Here is a 21,560-nt window from a genome sequence, read left to right as displayed (position 1 = left end):
GTAACTCATAAACCGTATGTGTACGAATAATATAGAAAGTAATGAATGAGGTGTCTTTAGGGGGGATTTTAATGAATCGGTTTGTACGTTATTGGTATCAACTGATGATAGAACATGATACGAGCTTTGTTCATAAAAGAAAATTGTCCCTTGCGAATAAGTTAGTACTTACAGCTTTGATGAGTACATTAGCCACCATGTTTCAAGCAGCAGGAAACCTAGTTCCTGGTATAGGTTTGCTCATTAGTCCATTTTCGACATTACCGATTTTTTTTGCTATTTTCTATTCTATTCGTGAGGGAATACTTTCTTATATTCTTACTATTTTTCTATTATTTATTATTGAGCCAAGTGAACTAATTATCTTTCCTTTTACTACAGGCTTATTAGGTCTAGCCTTAGGAGTATCCTTTTTAAAATTTAAGAGGAGAATTTGGATAGTTTCTTTTTCAGCAACGTGTCTACTTATAGGTATTATGATCGTTCTCGATGTTTTCCGTTTTCCGGTACTTGGTCCTACTGTTCATACAACTATGGACATGAAAATTATTTTATTAATATTTATACTGAGCTTTCTATATTGCTGGATTTATGCAGGTTTTTGCAGAATAATGATGAATAGATTATATAAAGTGTTGTATTGACAATGGCATAATGAGGATTGGAGATTGAATTCATGACTAACGTTGCAGTTAGAAGACCGAATTTGAATGATGTAGATGAACTATATTTATTTTTCCGTATCGTTATTACGAATACATACAAAAATGAAGGATTGTCACAATCATTGGATGACATAGAAAATGAAATTAACTCAAAAAAGCAGTATTTGAAAAGTGATTTTGATAGTAACGGAGAAGGTCGTTACTTTTTATTAGCAATTGATACAAGTAACGATAAAATCATTGGAACAATCGAAATCGGTCCAGCAAGTACATTGATTAATAGTTGTACAGGTGGTGTACTTAAAAATTTGTATGAAATAGGAACTGTATTCATACTTCCGGAGTATCAGAGAAAGGGAATAGGGAGTTTATTACTACATACAATGTTTCTTACATTACTTAGCAGAGGGATAACAGAATATTGTTTAGATAGTGGATATAAAAATGCGCAAAGTATATGGACGAAAAAGTTTGGAAAACCTAGCTATGTATTGAAAGATTACTGGGGAGAATCCAGCGATCATATGATTTGGAAGAAAAGTTTACATGATACACCTATAATATTTGAATTATAAAATGAAATATGCCTCTGAACATAGCTTTTCTTACTTATGTATGCTATTATTTATCTTTATAATAAAAGAGGACGTGAATGAACTTGATTAAAATTAATATTCCTGAAGCTGATGTTTCAATTACTGAACGTAAACAAGTTATTAAAGGAGACGAGCCAATCATTACTCCAATTAATGGATTTATCGATTTCCACTTGTTCCCTAGAGATAAAGGCGGCATTTTTATGTTTTACAATATTAATGACGAACTTCTTTTCGTAGGTAAAGCTCGTAAAATTAGACAACGTATTAAGAAGCATTTTGAAGATAATGTTTCACCAATTAAAAATCACCGTGATGAAGTATACCGCATTGATGCATGTATCGTAGAAGATCCAACAGAAAGAGAAATTTACGAAACATATATCATTAATGAATACAAAGCGAAATATAACGTTGATAAAGTATTCTACAAATAATCAACATTAATAAAAAGCAATCCTAGCTAATATGCCAGGATTGTTTTTTATTTAGATTTATTCTTCATATCTTTCTCCTTTTTTCAAATGATTAGCAGCAACAAAACAGATTACACCTATAAATATAAGTACAATACCAACCGTTTTATGTTTTCCCTCAAAGAAAGGAATATCTGAAATAACATTTGTCATACATAGTCCTAAAAATACAAGGATAGGGCCCACCCAAAGTAATACATTACCGAATTTTGTGTGCTTCCACATAATAACCCTCCTTAACCCTCTTTACATATATATCCATAAATGAAAAGTAAATTCATAGAGAAATATAGTTTTTTTCATATCGAAAATTTAACCCTCATATATTGGTACAAGCAAAAGAGAAAGGAGACCATCATGAATTGGTTAGAAGCTTTCATACTAGGTATAATTCAAGGTTTAACAGAATTTTTACCAATCAGTAGTACCGGACATCTTTATTTAGGAAGGCATTTGTTCCGATTAGATGAGGCTGGCTTATTTTTAGATACGATGCTGCATATTGGGACTTTACTTGCGGTTTTTATTTATTACAAAAAAGAATTTATATATTTAATTAAAAACCCATTTTCAAAGCTCATGTTATTACTTATCGTTGGGACAATACCCGCAGTTGTAATTGGTTTATTGTTTAAAGATTTCTTTGAAGATATTTCAAAAACAGGAATCACGATCGGTTGGGAGTTTTTAGTGACCGGATTCTTTCTTTACACGGCAGATAAACAAAAGAATGGTCGTAAAAAAATGGATGACATAACATATAAAGACGCATTAATTATCGGTTCATTTCAAGCTGCTGCTATTTTTCCAGCCATTTCCCGTTCTGGAATGACAATTGTCGCTGCATTATGGAGAAAATTAGACCGTGAAACTGCTGCTTACTTTTCTTTTTTACTATCGACACCAGCCATTGTTGGAGCTATCATTTTGCAATTTGTAGACGTTTTTCAAGGGAAAGCAGAATCTATTTCTAGTACATCTTTAATTGTCGGAACGTTATCAGCAGCATTTTTTGGATACATAGCCGTTTCATGGATGATTCAATATTTAAAACGTCACTCTTTAAAAGTATTCGCGTATTACGTATGGGGATTAGGTATTTTAATTTTAATGTTGCAATTTACTGATGTATTTTAAGTATAATGATAAAGAAGTTAATTAGTTTAAGATCCTGTTTCATTCATACAAGGCAGGATCTCTTTTTATTAAGGGGGAAAATATGTTTAATAAGGCTATCGTTATTGGTGGAAGTATAGCAGGAAAGTTTGCAGCAAAAGCATTATCAACTTCTTTTAAAGAAGTAATCATTATAGAAGCTGGTGAAAGGTGGGATGGAAAGTCTTCGAGAAAAAGAGTTCCACAAAGTAATCATCCTCACGTGTTATTAAAAGGTGGAGAAAACGCAATTGAAGAATTGTTTCCTAATATTACGAATGAATTAATAGAAGCAGGTAGTATCGTAAATAACTTTACTCGTGATTTAAAATGGCATCAATTTGGTTTATGGAAACAGCCATTCATAGGGGAAGTACATATGATTCAACAAAGTCGTCCTTTGCTAGAATGGCATATTCAAAAACGAATACATCAAATTTCAAATATTACTATTAAATATGAAACATTGGTTAAAGGGTTATTGGTAGATGCAAAGCTTAACAAAGTGTGTGGAGTAAAAGTTAAATATTTAGAGACAGACATACAAGAAGAAGTTCATGCAGACCTTGTAGTTGATGCGAGTGGATTTGGCTCAAAAAGTATAGAGTGGTTACGAGAATACGAAATTGAAGTACAAGAAGAGAAAGTTCGTATTGATTTATTTTACGCAACGAAAATGTTCAAACTTAAAGAAAATGAGAAATTAGACTGTTGCAATGTGCTAATGTCTCCGAGTTTCCCTGATAACCCTTATGGCGTTCTTATTCAAACGATAGAAGATAATCGTTATTTTGTTACTTTCAGTGGATACGCAAACGAGAAAGCACCACAAACAGATGATGAGTTTTATGATTTTGCTGAAAACCTATCAATTTCTAATGTTACAGACTTCCTAAACAAGGCTGAGGGAATTACTGATATAAAGACATACAAAATTCCTTATCAAGTACGCCGGCGATTTGATTTAGTGAATAATGTACCAGAAGGCTTATTAGTTGTTGGAGATGCGCAATGTCGTTTTGATCCCGTTTTCGGCCAAGGCGTATCAGTTGCTGCTATGGAGGCTCACCAGTTGCAATTACTTCTGCAAGGTAGAAAACAACTTGATAAAACATTTACACAACAATTTTATAAAAAGGCAGCTACTATAATAGAAACCCCATGGGATATGACAACAACGGAAATATCACGTCATCCGCAACTAAAGAGAGAATTAACTACAAAACAAAAATTTCAGCTATGGTATACGAAACAAATATATCGACTATCCGCAAGTAATTCTGATGTTTATATTCGGTTAGTACGAGTTATGAATTTAATTCGTAGTCCATTTCATCTTTTTCATCCGAAAGTGCTACTATCTGTATTACTTAATCGAAAGTAATAGCAGGAATATAATTGATTAAAAAAGAATGTATAACAGTTAGTAAATCTAGAAGGAGAATACGGGATGGAAATATACATAGAGCAACTAAAGAAACAAGATGCTAAGGATTTATTTACGTTTGAACTTACGAATAAATCTTTTTTTGAAACAATGGTACCAAATCGTGGCTCAAAATATTTTGAATTTGAATATTTCCAAAAACTACTAGACGATTTATTAATAGAACAAGCAGGTGGAGATTCTTATTTTTATTTAATTCGTAATGAAGAAAAAGAAATTGTAGGGCGAATTAATTTAGTAGATATAGATACGGAAACTCGAATTAGTTCGCTCGGGTATCGGGTCGGAGAAAAATTTACTAAAAAAGGAGTTGCAACAGCAGCCGTAAAATTAATTTTAGATGTAGCGAAAAATAATGAAATTACTGAAGTTCATGCTAAAACAACGACTAATAATCTCGCATCACAAATTGTACTAGAAAAAAGCGGATTTTCTTCTTACCAAAACGAATCAGATATAACATCTGTAGAATTACATGGAGAACATGTGAAGTTTGTACACTATATTTGGAGAAATACTTCGCGCTTATAATAAGGAGGACTTATTCATGAATGATTTACGTTATCCAATTGGCCAATTTACATACAAACGTCCTATAACTGAAGAAATGATTGATACATGGATTCAAGAAATTGAAGATTTACCTAATGAACTAACAAAGGCAATTAAAAATTTAGATCAGAAGCAGTTAGATACACCATATCGCGTTGGAGGATGGACTGTCCGTCAAGTTGTTCATCACGTTGTTGATAGCCATATGAATAGCTACATACGCTTTAAATTAGCACTGACAGAAAAGAATCCAACTATTAAGCCGTATAAAGAAGAGAAGTGGGCAGAGTTACCCGATTCAAAATTACCGGTAGATGTTTCACTAGTAATGCTAGATTCATTACATAAAAGATGGGTTAACCTTTTATATTCTCTAGAAATTGAAGATTTAGAAAAGACATTTAACCATCCTGAAACTGGTGAAACAAAACTTGCTGTTGCAATAGGACTATACGCATGGCATGGTCGTCATCATACCGCTCATATTACCTCGTTAAGAAAGCGACTTAATTGGTAACATGGATTACATTAGAGAAGGCGACAGAAAGTGATGCAGAAGTTATATTTCAAATGCAAATAGACTCATTTAGCCCTTTATTACATAAATATAAAGACTATGAAACAAATCCAGCAAATGAAACTATCGAAAAAACTATTTGTAGAATAAATCATGTAGACGGTGGCTTCTATAAAATAATAGTGGCAATGAATCTTGTTGGAGCGATATGCATTTCACAAAAAGAAACACCCTCTAAATTTTGGATCAGTCCAATGTTTATTCACCCGAGTTATCAAGGAAAAGGAATTGCCCAAAAGATACTTACATTAATTGAGGAAATGTTTCCTGAAGCAACGAGCTGGGAACTTGCTACTATTTTAGAAGAAGAGAAAAATTGTTTTTTGTATGAAAAGATGGAGTATAAAAGAACAGAAGTTATAAAGAAATTAAATGATGAAACTACACTTATTTATTACAAAAAAGAAAGGTAAAGCATATAAAATACGCTTTACCTTTTTATGTTATTTTAGATTAAATATACAAAAACAATGTATGTTCTTCCAAAATACTCGGGTTATTAATTTTAAAAATGAATAAAAATACAAAAGCCACTACTTGGTCGTAAAGGTTACTAACGCTTTTTGAATGCTTAAAATACTATCGTCACCTTTAAATTCTTTCGTAATTGGATCCTCCATACTAGACACCCAAATTTTAAGTTCTGCATCTAAATCAAAATGCCCAGCCGTTTCGATGCTATATTGTGTAATACTTTTATAAGGAATAGAATGGTATTCTGTTTTTTTGCCAGTTACTCCTTGTTTATCTACTAAAATAAGACGACGATTTGTAAATACGATTAGATCACGAATTAATTTATAAGCATGCTCTACTTTTTCATCGTCTAGCATAATCTTCTCTAAATCACGTTCTACACTTTCAGAACTCGTATTTGATGCATTTCCTAAAATACCGCTAAATAAACCCATATTAAATTCCTCCTTTAATATATGTGGAATGAATTACTTATATTGTAACATGTTACTCACAAAGATATTATGACATTACTTTAGTATTTTCTGGTTATTGTTGTAATTAGTTTATAAAACCTCATCTTAAAATCTTATGCTAATATGAAATTAAGAAAAAAGAAGCAGAGGGATATAGCATGAAGAATATTGGTTTAGTATTAGAGGGCGGAGGAATGAAAGGTTTATATACTGCAGGTGTACTCGAATATTTCATGGAAAAGAACTTATTCTTTCCGTATGTAGTCGGCGTATCAGCTGGAGCCTGTATGGGAGCAACCTATTTGTCACGTCAAAAAGGTAGAAATAAGAAAGTAAATACAGAGCTAGTATCAGATTACAGGTATATATCTTATCGAAACTTAATTCGAAAACGTGAATTATTCGGAATGGATTTTTTATTTGATGAAGTACCTAATAAAATTGTACCATTTGATTTTCAAACTTTCTTAAAATGTAATGAACAGTTTGTCATAGGGACGACTGATTGCGAATCAGGACAAGCCATTTATTATAATAAAGCAGAACACGGAAATGATATTTTAAAAATCATTCGCGCCTCAAGCTCTGTACCGTTTATAGCACCTGCTGTAGAATATAATAATCGAAAATTATTAGATGGAGGGATTATAGACCCTATACCAGTTTTGAAAGCCCAAAAGGATGGTTATGAAAAGAACGTTGTCATTATGACAAAGCCAGAAGGATATGAGAAGCAGCGAAATAAATTTTCAGGCCTGGCTAAAATTTTATATAGAAAATATCCGAAAATCGCAGAGAATTTAGTAGACCATTATCGTTTTTATAATGAGACGATATCTTATATGAATCGAGAAGAACAAAAAGATAATTTTTATGTAATTCAACCAAGTGTACAGCTTCCTATAAGCGGAATAGAAAGAAATAAGGAAAAGCTCGTTAATCTATATAATCTTGGGTATATCGATGCTCAATATCATTATGAAAACTTATTAAATTGGATAGATAAATAAAGGGGTGGAAAGTTGAAGTTAGGAAAACGAATTATTTTTAAGGAATTGCAGAAAATGCATAGTCCACTTCATAAACCGTTTCCTTATCGTGCTACAGCAAAATTGCAGCGAGACTTAAAAAGTAAATTTACCGAAGATGATTGTATAAACGCTGATTTTAATCATTATTGGATGCATACAGCAGCTACTTTAAATTCTATACTAAATGGAAACGAACAGAACATTACGTTTCAACAAATAAAGTGGTTAAGAAAATCGTTTTTTGAGTGGTTTCCGCAATATCGTTTTCTAGAAACAGAAATTGTGAATTATCCCATTTTGTATAGAGATTTCATAAGTTATGAGAAGACCAGGAAGCTATTACTTTATTACCTTATTGAATAAAAGCGAAAACGTACAGGTTACATTACTTGTACGTTTTTTTGTTCATAAAACATTCAATTTTAACAACTAGTTTATATAGGAATTCTAACGAGAAGAAAGAAGTACATATTATAGAATGATGTAGGGGAGGAGAGAGGAATAGCTGTTTTTCTTTAAGATATTGTCCAATTCGAATACAGTTAGTTATTTATGTTAAAATATTTCGAGTGAAATCAAGCTTTAAACAAAATAAGTCAACAATGCAGAAGGGACAACATTAACATGGAAAACGTATCAAAAATAGATAAATTGGAATCAATAAAATCTTTACAGTCAACAATCCGTAAACTTGAAAATGCCTTATCACAGATGACTCAAAAAGGATCAAATACTACTTTAGTGAAAAAAAGACTCAAAGCAGCTAGTATCGGCTTAGCTATGTTAGAAAGTGTTTGGAAGCAAGAAACTCATCATTATACTCAGGAAGATTTAGCAGAAGCTCGTAATGTTCTAATTGGTTTGCTTCCATCAATTGAAAAGATTTACGTTAAGTCAAAGCTTGGGAGTCCTCAAAGAACGCTTTTAGAAAGAAGAATAAAATCATTAGAACTTTCTATTCAGGCAATTGATTATTTTTCTAATAAATAACTTCGCTAAACAAATAACTTACGACTACTTTTATATAGGGATTCTAATGAAAAAAACTACATATAGAATACTACAAAGGAGGAAGAGAGGTGACTACAATAATCAGTCCTAAGTTAGAGAAGCTTAAAAATCAATTAAAGAATGGAAACGAAAAAGCTCTTTATACTTTTTTGCATGAAATAAAGTCAAATCACACGCCACTAATAGAACAATGCCCTGCAGATAATCAGTATAAGCTTATAACGTATATATGGTTAGGGGATCAAAACACTGAAAACGTTTATGTATTCGGTAGTTTTCCTGGTTGGGATTTGTCTGTAAATCAATTACAACGATTGTTACAGACAGATATTTGGTATGTTACGTTTAGAACAAATAAGAGTTTTATTTCAACTTATTATTTTACAGTAAATGATTTTTTCGAAAATAATTGGATAAAGCGTAGTGAACAGTATCGATTAGACCCATTTAATAAAAATACATTTGGAGAAGGTACCAATAAAGCGTCTGTGTTAAAAATAAGTATGGACATGCAGTATAGCAGTCGTTTCCCTTCAAATCATTATCCATCTGGGAGAATTGAAACATATTCTTTTCATAGTTCGATTTTAAATAACACACGTAAAATTCATATTTATACGCCTCATGATTATTCTCACACTCCACATCTTCAAGAACTTCTCATTGTATTTGATGGGAATTCATTCATTCAGAGCCTTTCAATTGAAAAAACACTTAATTATTTAATTTACGAAAAAGAAATCCCATCTTGCATTGCTGTTGCTATAGATCCTGTCGATCGATTAGAAGAGCTAACTTATAACGATAAAATGAATGCATTTTTAACGAAGGAATTACTTCCGTGGATTCAAGCTAAGTATCACGTTTATCAAGAAAAGAATCATACAACAATTGCTGGTTTCAGTCTTGGTGGCTTAGCAGCTTTTTATGCAGCACTTCAAAATCCACATATTTTCGGAAATGTGTTGTCAATGTCTGGATCCGTACATTGGAAAAAGGATAATTATGGAAATACAATTCCTTGGATTGAAAATCAAATTTCATCAATAAATTCTAATGTGACTCATCTACATTCTTACATAGCAGTAGGCGAACTCGAAAACGAACCTCTTTTAACGGCTAATAGACGGCTATATAAAGCTTTAGAAGCAAAGAAATACCAAACCCACTTACGAAGAGTTTCAAGGTGGACATGATAGCGTATGGTGGCGAGAAAAGCTATTCGATGGATTAAGGGCATTAGAATTTACAAAAACGACATTAGAAAATAAAAAGGAGAGAGAATCTATGAATCAAGAAGAACTAGATAAAAAACTAAAAAAACAAGAGATTTTAGTAAAAGATGAGAAAGTTTGGTCTTATACGTATGAGGATCATATTAGTTCTATCGTTAAACAAGCAGAACAGAAAGGAGCTTTTGATCATTTACCTGGTAAAGGGAAACCTCTTAATCTTGATAAAGATCTTTCGTACAATCCTGAAAAGCAACTTTATAGAACTTTAGCAAATAATCACGTTTTACCTAGGTGGATTGAGCTTTCAAAAGAAATTGATGATTTAAAAGAAAAGCTAAAAGAAAATACAAATACTGCAGAAGCAGCGGATTTAATTCGAACTATTAATAAAAAGGTATTAGAACATAATCTACTTTGTCCACCAAGCGCGCAAAAAATGAGGGTGAAAATGGATTTTTAACGATTTTCAATTAAGCTATCGCTTACTATATAATTAAGTTAGGCATTTTCAATTCATTACTAAAAGGAGGCAAATATAGTGAAGAATACGTATCAACTTCAAATTCCGAAAGAACTAGAACAGTATCGTAGTATTTTAGAAGAAAGTGTGAAACCGTATGTTAAAGTGTCTGGAACATTAACAGAGACAACGCTTTTTGAAAGTAAGTTTGGTGGATATCCGTATTTACCTATAGATCAAGAGCATCCTAAAGACTCAAACGGACAACCTATGATGCTACTTGCGCAGTTAAACCTTGAAGAAATACCAAACATTGAACATATGCCTCAACATGGAATGTTACAGTTTTTCATAAGTGCTGAAGAAGATCTTTTTGGAGCAGATTTTGATCATCCCACAACCCAAAAAGACTTTCGAATTGTTTATCATTCTACAATCACAGCGGATTTAACTAAGGTGATTACTGATTTTAGTTATTTAAACACTTTAGATTTAGAGAATTTTATCATACCCAAAGCAGCAAAACTAAAGTTTGAGTTGGCATATCAACCAGTAACACCAAGAGATTATCGATTTGAAATGATTTTTAATGATAACATTGATTGGGAAGAAATTGTTGATGAAGAAAATAATACAGAATTAGGCGAACTGTATGATGATTTATGTAAGGATCAAGGACATAAAATTGGTGGTTATCCATTTTTCACACAGACAGATCCAAGGGAATGGGAAGAAAAATACCAGCAACATGACATATTATTGATGCAAATCGATACAGACGATTCATTAAATATTATGTGGGGTGATTCTGGGGTTGCTAATTTCTTTATACGTAAGGAAGATTTGTTAAATCTAGATTTTTCCAATGTCATTTACAATTGGGATTGTTACTAGAAGGTATAAATAAAATAATAGCAAACAAAAAATCTTCCTGAAGGTGAGGAGGATTTTTTTATGTTAAAAATAAGCGTTATGTTAACTAGAATAAAAAACAATGAGTGTAATGAAAGTCAAGTCTAAATAACAGAAATAACAACAAATAATGTAAAGTTGTAAAACATGTGCAAATAGCAATAAATTCATTAAGTAAAACATAAAATAAAATTACTAATTTATATTTTGTATAGAAATAATTTTTCTGTATAAAAATTTCTTGCCAATCAAAAATGTTTTTAATTCGTTAAATCTTACGCGATTATTGATTAAGATTTGCTGTGATGAATTTATAACAAATAAAAACGATAAAAACTGAAGAAATTTGTTTAGATAAGATTTAATGTAAATCTCACCAAAAATCTCCGTTCCGTCTCATTAAGTATAGTTTACTTGGGTTTTGATACCTGGTATTGCTTTGTTTCTATAACTGCCTATAATATATATTATGTTAACTAACTTTAAATAATAAACTTATTATAGGTAAGTTAGTTTTTGTGATTAGCCTCCCCTCGTTCTTTTTAATCATTCTGTGTGATGGATTGTTTAGTTATTTATTTTATAAGTTGTTGATGAAAATGTCTCCAGATATAAATTATATTTAAGACAATAAAAAATGCAATTCGTTTTAACTGAACACATTAAACGAATTGCATTGATATGATTCATAATAAGTTTTTAAAATTAGTTTGCTACAGCAATTGCTTCGATTTCAATTAAAAAGTTATCGTTAATTAACTTTCTAACTTCTACAGTTGAACTTGCTGGTGGATTTTTAGTATCAATGTATTGATCTCGTATATCTCTAACAGTGGCCATTTGAGAAATATCTGTTAGGAAAAATGTTAATTTTACTACATCATTAAATCTTAATTCCGAAGTTTCTAATGCACTTTTAATATTTTCGAAAACTTGTCGCGTTTGTGTAGCTAAATCACCAATGCCAACTATTTGACCATCAGTGTTAATCGCTACTTGTCCAGATATGTAAATTGTTCGTTTAGCGTTACTAACTTCCACTACATGTGAATATCCAGAAGTTGGTGGCATCGTTTCTGGATTGATAAATTTCTTTTGCAAGGTGTCTCTCTCCTTTTTTATCAAGACAATTGTAAAATCTATGTATTTACTATATTCAATCAATAAAATTAAGAATCCTTTATGATTTAAAAATAAAAAACCTTAGAATAGCTATCTTCATACCTATTCTAAGGTTTTTTAGGATTTTATATTTAGTTATCGCTAGTGGACATTGTTAAATTAATCTTTTCATAATCTCTTTTAAATTGATTATCATTTTTTAGCCAACGTTTGAAAGCCGATTCGCTTATTTCTAAATTTGAACAAGTTATAGCATTACATTTATTTTTCATATATTCTTCAAGGAAACTTTGTTTTCTTTGCTTAACAGCAGTTTGAGTTTGTTTTAATTTTCGATCTTGTAATTGATCTAAACTCAGACTTTCTTTCTGAAACACTTCATATTTTCTATGCAAATAAATATCTTTGTCTTTATAAATCCAATTTGAAAATAGTTGTATTGATTTTCTTCCAGATAAAATAACACGATAATGTTTGTTTTGATTTAGTAAATCGGCTCGTAAATTGCGATTTTGAAGAATTTGATGTAAAGAATTCATAAAGTTATATGATCCACCTACGAAATTAACTGTATAAGTTTCATACTTGACGTAACCATCCCCATCAAAATATCCACGAACAAAATGATGTAAATATTCTTCTGGTACTAAAGGAAATTCAATGTTAAAAGATTTACATGGCATGATTCCGTGAATATTCATTAGATCGTCTTTTATTACTTTACTATTAATGTTTAGCATATATACGCCTGTTTTTTTGTTTTGATAAAGTGGCTGGTTTGTTTTTAGTTCTTTTTTTATATCTTCTAAAATATAACTTTCTTTTTGAGATATACTGACACATTGATTTTCTTTCTGTATAACACCATCTGCTGCTATAAACCCTAAAATATAAGCCATATTGTTTGACCACGTTTTAAAATAATCTTCTGTTATGTCATACTTTCTCTTCCAACTCCCTATAGCGCGTCTTGGTACGTTATTGTCTGATAAAACCATACGAATATACCTTGCAGACACATTAGCAAGCATGGCGATTTCTGAGGTGCTCTTCCCTTCAGTATACAAATGCATGATTTCAGATTTTGATAGTTTACATTTTGATTTCTTTTTTCGCTCTATGTGCACTTACATCCTCTCCTTCCTTTCTTTTATTAGAGACATATTTTCTTCTATAACATACAACGAAACGTATGTTCTTTGTTGCGTATAAGAAGGAATTTACTAAATAAAAACAATTTACATGTACTTAATATTTGTTTTAGCTGCCACTGTGCAATTTGTACTTTATAGATACAAATAATGAATTTGACGAATTTATGAAATACAAGGCAATTTAGATGAAAGGTAAAATAATATAGTTTAAACTACAAATAGCTACAATAACAACATACATAAATTGTTAATCGTAAAAAGGAGAACGAATGAATAAGAAATATACAAATCAAATTCATACTGATATGAGTTTTAAACCGAAAGATATTATAAGTTTAATGACGGATTACTTTAAAATAAAATCAAAGCTGCGTCCTATAAAGGATTTGCCTATCGTTTTATCAAATAAAGATAATGAATCGTTAGAGAGTGTTACATGGTTTGGCCATTCTGCTTCTCTTTTGAAAATAGAAGGTAAAAAACTATTATTAGACCCTATGTTTGGAGATGCCTCTTCCCCATTTCCTTTGTTTAATAGTAAACGCTATAGTGGTACTTTTTCTTTAGAACGTGATGACCTTCAAGAAATTGATGCGATTATCATTTCTCATAATCACTATGATCATTTGAATTACAAAAGTATTATGCAGTTAAAAGATCGCGCAAAGCACTTTTATGTTCCAACTGGAGTTGCACAATATCTTATTAAATGGGGTGTTTCGCCTAGTAAAATTAGTGAACATAATTGGTGGGACGAAATTACGTTTGATAATATTAAGTTAGTATGTGCGCCTGCAAGGCATTTCTCGGGACGTGGTATGACAGATAGAGATCGTTCATTATGGTGTTCATGGCTTATTCTTGGTCAAGAGACTAAAATTTTCTTTAGTGGTGATAGCGGTTATGCCCCTCACTTTAAGGAAATTGGTGATAAATACGGTCCATTCGATCTTACATTAATGGAATGCGGGCAATATGATCCGAGGTGGTCTGCTATTCATATGTTGCCTGAAGAAACGGTACAAGCTCATATTGATGTTAAAGGAGAATTACTTCTTCCGATTCATTGGGGTGCCTTTACGTTAGCATTACACGAATGGAGTGACCCGATAGAACGTATTACGAAAGAAGCTAACCGTTTAGGAGTTAAAATTACAACGCCTCAAATTGGTGAATCTATTACGTTAAAATCTACAAATTATCCTTCATCCGCTTGGTGGAAGGAAATTTAATTTTAAAATATAAAAAGAGCGAATCCTCTTATAAAGAATTCGCTCTTTTTTCTGTATTTAAACTTATTTCACAATATTGGATTTCCCACTATCTAAAACTCTATTTGCTGGTACACTGGACATTTCAATCACTGTATTCATACTTTTATCAGTTAGTTCAATGAGTTCGTTTTCATGTTTTATTTTATTTAAATCCCACACCATCCCATGAAATTCATTATACTGACCACTTACTTTTATAATGCTTTTTGTTTTATTTGAAGGCTGTATTTGAAGATTTGTAAATTGATTCCCACTAATTTCATTTGGCGTAGTTACTTGACTATCCATATAAATCATATTCACACAGTCTTCTAAAGAAAAGTTCATAAAACGATTGGCATTTATCCAAGCTTGTCCGGTGCTCGGTTTTTTTGCTACTAATTTTAGTCCGGTTTCCATTCCTACAATTTTAATGTTTTCGAAGTTAACAAACGAAATTTCATTTTCTTTTCCAGCAGAGTATAAAGAAATTCCGGTACCTTTATTCGTTTCCGTCCAATTGATAATATTTATATCTTTTATTTGTGTTTTGTTCCAAGTGTTATAATATTTATTTTTACCGTCTAAATAAATAACTTCAGAGCTAAATTTAGGATCGTCAATAGCTATATACGCTCCTTCAATGGATGCGTTGTTCTCCAGTTCTAGAACTCTAAAGTTTCCCTCAACTACAAATTGGGATCCATAACCAAATAATAATTTCACACCTTTTTTAACAATGATTGGTGACGTAATTTTATACTTCTTATCATCAAGTAATACCGTTTTAATTTTACTAGATTCTGCTTTATTAATAGCAGATTGTATTTTTATTGAATCATTTGCCCCTTTAAAGTTTTCTACATACAAGTTAGTACTTTTAGCTGCATAGTCTTTTTTGTTGTATTGATAAAAAGCAAAAGTAATTAAAACTATACCAATGAGTAAAACAATTATTTTCTTCATCATACTCACCCCATATCGATTAATCTATGGCTTTTATATTGAGGTTATTATTATTTTGCTTTGTATTTCAGATTATCATTGCTGCTTTGTCTATGATTGAATTATATTATGTAGGATTTAGTAAACTGTTTGCTTTACTAATACATCATTCTTATAATGTATTGATTTATGATTTCATAAATCAAAAGTCTGCTTGTACATAATGTAATTCCTTCCTCTATCCCTAATACGCTCTTACTGGTGATATAAGATGTACTGCTGCAGATTGTTCTCCTGCTTCAATCAATATCGGTCTCATAGAACCGCCAAAGCTTAAAGTAATCGTTTCTTCTTTTATTGCTCGTAAAGCATCAACCATAAAATGCCCATCGAAAGATATATTTAATTGTTTTTCACCTTGAATTGCATCTATTTGTTGCGTTTCGGATATTTGCCCAATTTGAGAAGCGTTTGAAGAAATTTTAATTGTGGATTCGTTTATGATTTCTAAGTTAACATTGTTATTGGCCCATTCACTTGCTAATAAACTTGATCGGTCTACACCTTGTAATATCTTTTTTCTATCTACGTTAATAATCGTTTTAAAATCATTTGGAATAAGGTTAGAAATATTAGGATATTTCCCTTCAATTAGTCTTGAATATAATGTAGTTGTTCCAAACGTAAATATAATATGACTCTCCGAAAAGTAGATATATACGAATTCCGAATTGCTGTTCATTAATTTTAGAAGTTCATTAATGGTTGCGCTTGGTACAATACAATTTGCTTTTACATCTGAGGAAAGTAGCGTTTCACGTATCGCTAGTCTATGTGAGTCAGTTGCAGCACAAATTAACTTATTATTAGATAACTCTATATGCACCCCAGTAAGAACAGGTCTAGATTCATTTTTTGCTACCGCAAAAACTGTTTGTTTAAATACTTCAATCAATTGCTCTGTCTCTACTTTGATTTCTGCATGATTGTCTATAAGTGGTACTTTCGGAAACTCATCTGCAGGAAATCCATTTAAACTTAATGTGATTTCTTCTGATTGTATCTTAATAATTTGCTCATTCTTACTTTTTATTGCTATATCACTTGGCATTTTCTTTATTATTTCAATAAAATACTTTGCAGGTACAACAATAGTTCCTTCCTTTAAAATAGTTGCAATCTTTTCGTCTTCAATTAAAACAGGAATGAATTTTTCAATAAAAATATTCGAGTTACTTGCAATTAAAGTAATTCCAGATTGATCTGCAGTTATTTTTATACCAGATAATATAGGAATTAAAGATTTTGTTGATATTGCTTTGTTGACTTCTGAAAGTGCTTGAGTGAATTGTTTGTGATTAACGATAAACTCCATTTTTTCCCCGCCTTACATGAGATAATATTTTTATGAAGATTGATGAACGATTGTTCCGTTAAAAAAATAAGGTACTGTTTCTTTCTTTTGTAATAAATCTAGTAAATGTTCTGGTATGCGTAAATATGGAGCTGCTATATGTAATTCCATCCAAGTAATCTCTTCAATTTCTTTCGGCCTTGATATATATGTCTCTCCGCCAATTATTTCACCTAGAAAATTAAAGAAAATTGCATGATGATCTCTTTCCTCGAAAAAGGCTTCGCTGATAGAACAAATCCCTTTTACGTTTATATGTAACCCTGTTTCTTCTTTTACTTCTCGAATTACTGCTTCTTCCAATGTTTCTCCTAATTTAACTGCGCCACCTGGTAATGTATAATAAGAACCATTTTCCCCTTTGTTTTTTACCATTAAAATCTTTTCATTAGTTTTATCGTACAAAATCGCGTATGTAACATTAACTTTTTTCATATGTACCTCCTCTATTTTTAATAAAAGGAATTTTCTGTCTTCTATTCATTCTACCATTAACTCCTTTTAATATATATAAGTTAGTTAAGTCTTGCCTTTACCACTATTAGTGGAGTTAATAAGAATAGGCTACTGATATAAAAAAAGAACGTACCTTAGGAAGATTATCCAAAGTACGTTCTTGCAGTTTTAGAATAAAGTATCTAAATTAATTAACCTACACCCTTTTTCAATTGCAAATTCTTCAATAAGTTTTATTAACTTGGTTCCATAACCTTCGTGTCTATATTCTTCAGAAACCCACAGGAAATCAACATGTACGTGGTGCCAAAATGTAATTGCAGTTATTCCACCTACAATTTTTCCCTTTTCATTTCTCACTATAAAACTAATTTTTTCTGAAGGCTTTTTCTCTTCATCTGAAATATGTTTTTGGTTATATTCAATTACTTTTTCTCTTATGTAATCACTATCTTCTTGGACCCATTGTTTTACTATTTTCATTTTAATTATCACGTTCCTTTTAAAGTATCTATTCAATTTAATAATCGTAATATCCTGTCTAACTTAATAGTCGTAGTGCACTGTTTCATTTCACTAAAATTTTAAAAAACCGTACTACATTTTATCTGTAGTATGGCTTTTTACCGCGTTTGATTCTTTTTAATTCAAGTTTCAACATATTAGTACAATAATTCAATTGTATCACTGCGAAAAAGAATGAACATTCCTAAACCAATTAGAACAATTGGAACAATAATATGACAATTGTTCTCAAGTACTTTAACTAGAATAGGAGTTCTCATCAATTTGTAGCTAATAAAACACCATATCGCTATCATGGAAAAAAAGATTATTAATGTAACGATATTTGCTTCCAAGGATTGACTAGCGAACATTGGTATATAAATTGAGATATTGTCAGCTCCATTAGCCAATGTAATCGTAGCTACTTTAAATAATGACTCAGAAGTGTTATCAATGACTTCATTACTTTTGTTAGAACGAATCGAGGCTTCTCAAATCATTTCATTTTAAATTAAATAACTCTATTCTCTCTATACTAAAAAGAGCCCTATATTAGGACTCTTTTTAGTATTACGCCACTTTCCGATGTAAATGTTTTAGTTCCTTTTTCTTCTCTGCAGTTGGTGGACGGATTAATATTGAAATAATGAAGGAAATAACACTTAAAACACCAATTATAATGAAAGTTGGTTGAAATCCCCCGAGTATCGCTCCAATAAATGATCCTGCAAGCGCACCAAATCCAAAACCTTGGTAGACAATCCCGTAATTTGTACTATGGTTTTTTAATCCAAAGAAATCTCCGACAATAGCTGGGAATATAGTTATATTACCGCCGAAGCAAAAGGCGACACTTGCTACACAAGCAAAATAGATTCCGTAATTTAGCGGAATAAAACTTAAAGTAAAGACTGACAAACCTATAATAATAAACGTTGCAGAGACAATTTTCATTCGGCCGATTTTATCTGATAACGTCCCAAGAATGATTCTACCTACTGTATTAAAGATCGCAATCATAGCAACGGCGTTTGCAGCGGTTGCTGCGCTAAGTCCAACGAGTTGTACACCGATATCTTTTACCATACTGATTAAATACAAACCACCCATACACGAAGTGAATAACATAAAAAATAGCAGATATACTTGTTTCGTTCGCATCATTTCACGCGGAGTATAGTCATTGTGTAATGTTTCAGTTACAGCATTACTTACAATTGCCTCACGTAAGAAGAACGATCCGATTAACACTAAAAGTAACACGATAATACCCCAATATAAGAATGCTTGTGATACACCAAGGTTATCGATAAGATTTCCGTTTATATATCTAAAGATTAAGCTGCCCATTCCATACGCTGATACAGATATACCTGAAATAAGCCCTTTCCGATTTGGAAACCATTTAATTAAATTAGATAGTGATGTAATATAAGCTGTTCCATCCGCATAACCAACAACGACACCAGCTAATAAATATAATAGTGGTAAAGAAGAAACTTGAGAACTAAGTATTAAGCCGAGTCCTAAAACAATTCCTGCAGTAGCAATAAGTTTCCGAAGTCCTAATTTTTTCTGTAACTTTGCTGCAAATAAAGTTGAGAATGATAAAGAAAAACTTGTTATAGAGAAAGTTATCGCTACTGCATTAAGATTCCATCCAAACTTACTTACAAGGGGTTGATTAAATAAACTCCATGTATAAATTGTTCCAAGTCCAATTTGAACAATGATTGTACCTAGAACAATTAGTAACGGATTTATAGAAGTTTGTTTCATACTAACTGTCCCCTTCTTTTATCTTGACATGAATTTTCACAGTTAGTATATCCATCATAAATTGCAAGATACTGTACGGAAAATGGTAATTAAGTTCATATACACAAAAAGACACTTCATAAAGAAGTGCCTTTTGCAGGTTATATCAGATGTTTCTAAAGAAAGCTTTGTTAAGATAAGCCATTTTCAAATGCTTATGTATATATGTTATCAAATAATTTCTTATATGTGATGAGACTTAAGACGTATTTTTCATTCATCATATAGTCGGATGAAAAATTAATATTCGATTTCATCAAAATCCTTCGGCTGCGGTACAGTTTGCATATTAGCTGCATCTTTAGGATCGCTATAAATCGCATTTTGCTCTGTATTTACATCTTTTATATTTTGTTTTTTATTTTTGTTCACTTTATCTTTCACTTTCAATCACTCCTTTTTGTTATAGGAGTAATTATGCCCTATTACCGTTACTAAATGTATCAGCGACTAAATTACTAAATTCACGTAAATAATATAAGTAATTATCACCGCCGTAGTTATATCTTTTGTTATACATTTTTGCAACAACTACATTATATTCAGGTATTACTAAAATGGTCGGTCCAGTAATCCCTAATATTTGATACGACCCTTTTGGAACACGTTCACCAAGTTCGCTTAATTGCGCAGGCTCATTTTGGATGAACCAAAACAATCCATTTTGTGGTAGCTCTTTGTTTATATATGTTGGACTCTGCAAACTCGTAGCGATTTTTATAACTTCTTTTGGAACAATTTGTTTACCATCTATCCCACCTTGATTTAAATGAAGATTGCCCCACTGCGCAAATTCTCTAGCTGAGACAAACAAATTTTTTTCAGTACCGTCATCTACCGTACCAATTTCACTAATTGCGTCTTCATTTGGATTATTAACAACGTCAACTAAATTTTCATCTCGCTGAACTCTCCAACCTGTTTCTTGAAAATTAGCAGGCTTAAACACACGCTCCTTTAACAATTCAGGAAAACTTTTGTTATATAGCTGATAAATAAGACGTGTCATCATTCTTACATTAATATCTCTATACGCCCATGATTGTCCCGGTGCAAATTCACGAAAAATTGTCCTGTCATTCGTTTCTTCTAATCCGTGCGAATGTGTTACTAAATGTCTTATCGTCGTTTTACTAAGCAATGCAGGATCAAAGTCTTTAAAATATTTTATCGCTTCATCATCAATAGAGTTTATTTTCCCCTCATAAAGCGCATACGCTATCATTAATCCTAAATAACTTTTTCTAGCAGAAGCAACGTTAAATTGTGAAGATGCTGTTACTCTCTTGGTTGTAGATGTATTTGAGTGATAACCACTATAATGCTCTAGTACGATTTTATTATCTTTTATAATACAAAGTGCTGTAGCAGAACTATGATTTTTTTCTTTTATATCCTCTACCCAAGAAATCAACTTATCATATGTATACAAATAAATCCCCCTTAATACACATCAAAATTACAGCATGAAAGAAAAGTGCAAAATAGTTTTTACACCTTTCTTTCATATAAAATAACTTGAATTTTCTATACTTAAATAATCCACCAGTTCCAGCAATTAAAGCAACTGAAACATCCTGCGCATCCTATGCATCCGCCGCAACGACCTGCACAACCACCACATCTACCGCCACATCCACCGCAACGTCCACCACAACCGCCACATCCGCCGCAACGACGTGCATCGTCTTGAATGTAATAGTATGGATATTGACTTTGTTGTTGATCCCAATACACAACATTGCCAGTTTGATAATCATTAAGGTTTAATGATTGTAGTTCTTGTTGAAACTGATTCATTATGAAACCCTCCATTTATAAATGTAAATTCCGTCCAAATAT

Annotated in this window: 25 protein-coding genes and 2 pseudogenes; 14 read left to right on the top strand and 13 right to left on the bottom strand. The window is 31.6% G+C overall.

The window, feature by feature from the left end; all coding sequences use genetic code 11:
- Positions 1-71 precede the first annotated feature (71 nt).
- From ACTFN4_RS21420 to ACTFN4_RS21410, 3 genes are all read left to right on the top strand, one after another.
- Positions 72-644, top strand: coding sequence for a hypothetical protein (locus ACTFN4_RS21420; protein WP_439962762.1), 573 nt, complete (start codon positions 72-74; stop codon positions 642-644).
- A gap of 32 nt (positions 645-676) precedes the next feature.
- Positions 677-1,240: a GNAT family N-acetyltransferase gene (locus ACTFN4_RS21415; protein ID WP_000185966.1), complete on the top strand. Its 564-nt coding sequence runs from the start codon at positions 677-679 to the stop codon at positions 1,238-1,240.
- Between the two features lie 77 nt (positions 1,241-1,317).
- A complete protein-coding gene (locus ACTFN4_RS21410) occupies positions 1,318-1,698 on the top strand; it encodes a nucleotide excision repair endonuclease (RefSeq protein ID WP_001048941.1) in 381 nt (126 codons plus the stop codon).
- Positions 1,699-1,755: 57 nt separating this feature from the next.
- Here ACTFN4_RS21410 and ACTFN4_RS21405 read toward each other — a convergent pair whose 3' ends face one another.
- On the bottom strand, positions 1,756-1,962 hold the full coding sequence (locus ACTFN4_RS21405; RefSeq protein WP_000265477.1) for a hypothetical protein: 207 nt from the start codon (positions 1,960-1,962) through the stop codon (positions 1,756-1,758).
- A gap of 132 nt (positions 1,963-2,094) precedes the next feature.
- Between ACTFN4_RS21405 and ACTFN4_RS21400 the strand changes: the two genes are divergently transcribed.
- From ACTFN4_RS21400 to ACTFN4_RS21380, 5 genes are all read left to right on the top strand, one after another.
- Positions 2,095-2,874, top strand: coding sequence for an undecaprenyl-diphosphate phosphatase (locus ACTFN4_RS21400; RefSeq protein WP_001104304.1), 780 nt, complete (start codon positions 2,095-2,097; stop codon positions 2,872-2,874).
- An 82-nt stretch (positions 2,875-2,956) separates the two neighbouring features.
- Positions 2,957-4,276 carry an FAD-dependent oxidoreductase gene (locus tag ACTFN4_RS21395; RefSeq protein WP_103622019.1) on the top strand — a complete coding sequence of 440 codons (1,320 nt, stop codon included), beginning with the start codon at positions 2,957-2,959 and terminating at the stop codon, positions 4,274-4,276.
- Between the two features lie 66 nt (positions 4,277-4,342).
- Positions 4,343-4,870, top strand: coding sequence for a GNAT family N-acetyltransferase (locus ACTFN4_RS21390; RefSeq protein ID WP_439962761.1), 528 nt, complete (start codon positions 4,343-4,345; stop codon positions 4,868-4,870).
- A gap of 16 nt (positions 4,871-4,886) precedes the next feature.
- Complete coding sequence (locus ACTFN4_RS21385) at positions 4,887-5,408, top strand: YfiT family bacillithiol transferase (protein ID WP_439962760.1); 522 nt, start codon at positions 4,887-4,889, stop codon at positions 5,406-5,408.
- Between the two features lie 53 nt (positions 5,409-5,461).
- Complete coding sequence (locus ACTFN4_RS21380; RefSeq protein WP_439962812.1) at positions 5,462-5,881, top strand: GNAT family N-acetyltransferase; 420 nt, start codon at positions 5,462-5,464, stop codon at positions 5,879-5,881.
- Between the two features lie 120 nt (positions 5,882-6,001).
- Here ACTFN4_RS21380 and ACTFN4_RS21375 read toward each other — a convergent pair whose 3' ends face one another.
- Positions 6,002-6,379, bottom strand: coding sequence for a PH domain-containing protein (locus ACTFN4_RS21375; protein WP_000522472.1), 378 nt, complete (start codon positions 6,377-6,379; stop codon positions 6,002-6,004).
- A gap of 179 nt (positions 6,380-6,558) precedes the next feature.
- On the opposite strand from ACTFN4_RS21375, the gene ACTFN4_RS21370 reads away from it, so the two are divergent.
- The 5 genes and pseudogenes from ACTFN4_RS21370 to ACTFN4_RS21350 all read left to right on the top strand — a co-directional run bounded on the left by ACTFN4_RS21370 (position 6,559) and on the right by ACTFN4_RS21350 (position 11,031).
- Positions 6,559-7,410, top strand: a complete 852-nt coding sequence (locus ACTFN4_RS21370) for a patatin-like phospholipase family protein (RefSeq protein WP_000789276.1) — start codon at positions 6,559-6,561, stop codon at positions 7,408-7,410.
- Positions 7,411-7,422: 12 nt separating this feature from the next.
- The gene (locus tag ACTFN4_RS21365; RefSeq protein ID WP_000765935.1) at positions 7,423-7,794 is read left to right on the top strand and encodes a YxiJ-like family protein; all 372 of its coding nucleotides are present in this window, start codon (positions 7,423-7,425) and stop codon (positions 7,792-7,794) included.
- 261 nt (positions 7,795-8,055) lie between these two features.
- On the top strand, positions 8,056-8,421 hold the full coding sequence (locus ACTFN4_RS21360) for a hypothetical protein (protein ID WP_439962759.1): 366 nt from the start codon (positions 8,056-8,058) through the stop codon (positions 8,419-8,421).
- 89 nt (positions 8,422-8,510) lie between these two features.
- Positions 8,511-10,137 (top strand): annotated as a pseudogene (locus ACTFN4_RS21355) (DnaJ family domain-containing protein).
- 78 nt (positions 10,138-10,215) lie between these two features.
- Positions 10,216-11,031 carry a YwqG family protein gene (locus tag ACTFN4_RS21350; RefSeq protein WP_439962758.1) on the top strand — a complete coding sequence of 272 codons (816 nt, stop codon included), beginning with the start codon at positions 10,216-10,218 and terminating at the stop codon, positions 11,029-11,031.
- A 723-nt stretch (positions 11,032-11,754) separates the two neighbouring features.
- On the opposite strand, the gene ACTFN4_RS21345 is transcribed toward ACTFN4_RS21350, so the two are convergent.
- Together ACTFN4_RS21345 and ACTFN4_RS21340 are read right to left on the bottom strand one after the other, a co-directional pair.
- Positions 11,755-12,150, bottom strand: coding sequence for a RidA family protein (locus ACTFN4_RS21345; protein WP_439962757.1), 396 nt, complete (start codon positions 12,148-12,150; stop codon positions 11,755-11,757).
- A 152-nt stretch (positions 12,151-12,302) separates the two neighbouring features.
- Positions 12,303-13,298, bottom strand: a complete 996-nt coding sequence (locus ACTFN4_RS21340) for an LAGLIDADG family homing endonuclease (protein ID WP_000546829.1) — start codon at positions 13,296-13,298, stop codon at positions 12,303-12,305.
- A 296-nt stretch (positions 13,299-13,594) separates the two neighbouring features.
- On the opposite strand from ACTFN4_RS21340, the gene ACTFN4_RS21335 reads away from it, so the two are divergent.
- Positions 13,595-14,557, top strand: a complete 963-nt coding sequence (locus tag ACTFN4_RS21335; RefSeq protein WP_001037060.1) for an MBL fold metallo-hydrolase — start codon at positions 13,595-13,597, stop codon at positions 14,555-14,557.
- A gap of 63 nt (positions 14,558-14,620) precedes the next feature.
- On the opposite strand, the gene ACTFN4_RS21330 is transcribed toward ACTFN4_RS21335, so the two are convergent.
- The 9 genes and pseudogenes from ACTFN4_RS21330 to ACTFN4_RS21290 all read right to left on the bottom strand — a co-directional run bounded on the left by ACTFN4_RS21330 (position 14,621) and on the right by ACTFN4_RS21290 (position 21,518).
- Entirely contained in the window at positions 14,621-15,544 is a 924-nt protein-coding gene (locus tag ACTFN4_RS21330; RefSeq protein ID WP_439962756.1) for a hypothetical protein, read from the bottom strand.
- Between the two features lie 223 nt (positions 15,545-15,767).
- The gene (dnaN, locus tag ACTFN4_RS21325; protein WP_439962754.1) at positions 15,768-16,898 is read right to left on the bottom strand and encodes a DNA polymerase III subunit beta; all 1,131 of its coding nucleotides are present in this window, start codon (positions 16,896-16,898) and stop codon (positions 15,768-15,770) included.
- A 30-nt stretch (positions 16,899-16,928) separates the two neighbouring features.
- Positions 16,929-17,372, bottom strand: a complete 444-nt coding sequence (locus ACTFN4_RS21320; RefSeq protein ID WP_000757601.1) for an NUDIX hydrolase — start codon at positions 17,370-17,372, stop codon at positions 16,929-16,931.
- A gap of 189 nt (positions 17,373-17,561) precedes the next feature.
- Positions 17,562-17,876 (bottom strand): GNAT family N-acetyltransferase, encoded by a 315-nt coding sequence (locus tag ACTFN4_RS21315; protein WP_075677086.1) that lies wholly within the window; start codon positions 17,874-17,876, stop codon positions 17,562-17,564.
- Between the two features lie 179 nt (positions 17,877-18,055).
- Positions 18,056-18,385 (bottom strand): annotated as a pseudogene (locus tag ACTFN4_RS21310) (cadmium resistance transporter); the annotation flags it as partial.
- Between the two features lie 85 nt (positions 18,386-18,470).
- Complete coding sequence (locus tag ACTFN4_RS21305; RefSeq protein ID WP_048538320.1) at positions 18,471-19,679, bottom strand: L-lactate MFS transporter; 1,209 nt, start codon at positions 19,677-19,679, stop codon at positions 18,471-18,473.
- A 279-nt stretch (positions 19,680-19,958) separates the two neighbouring features.
- Entirely contained in the window at positions 19,959-20,102 is a 144-nt protein-coding gene (locus ACTFN4_RS21300) for a hypothetical protein (RefSeq protein WP_000653680.1), read from the bottom strand.
- A 31-nt stretch (positions 20,103-20,133) separates the two neighbouring features.
- The gene (locus ACTFN4_RS21295) at positions 20,134-21,150 is read right to left on the bottom strand and encodes a serine hydrolase domain-containing protein (RefSeq protein WP_000288894.1); all 1,017 of its coding nucleotides are present in this window, start codon (positions 21,148-21,150) and stop codon (positions 20,134-20,136) included.
- 101 nt (positions 21,151-21,251) lie between these two features.
- Positions 21,252-21,518 (bottom strand): heterocycloanthracin/sonorensin family bacteriocin, encoded by a 267-nt coding sequence (locus ACTFN4_RS21290; RefSeq protein WP_001071389.1) that lies wholly within the window; start codon positions 21,516-21,518, stop codon positions 21,252-21,254.
- Between the last annotated feature and the right edge of the window lie 42 nt (positions 21,519-21,560).

Source organism: Bacillus cereus group sp. MYBK95-2 (assembly GCF_051915225.1).
GTDB lineage: Bacteria > Bacillota > Bacilli > Bacillales > Bacillaceae_G > Bacillus_A > Bacillus_A cereus.
This window is presented reverse-complemented; position numbering and strand designations above follow the sequence as displayed.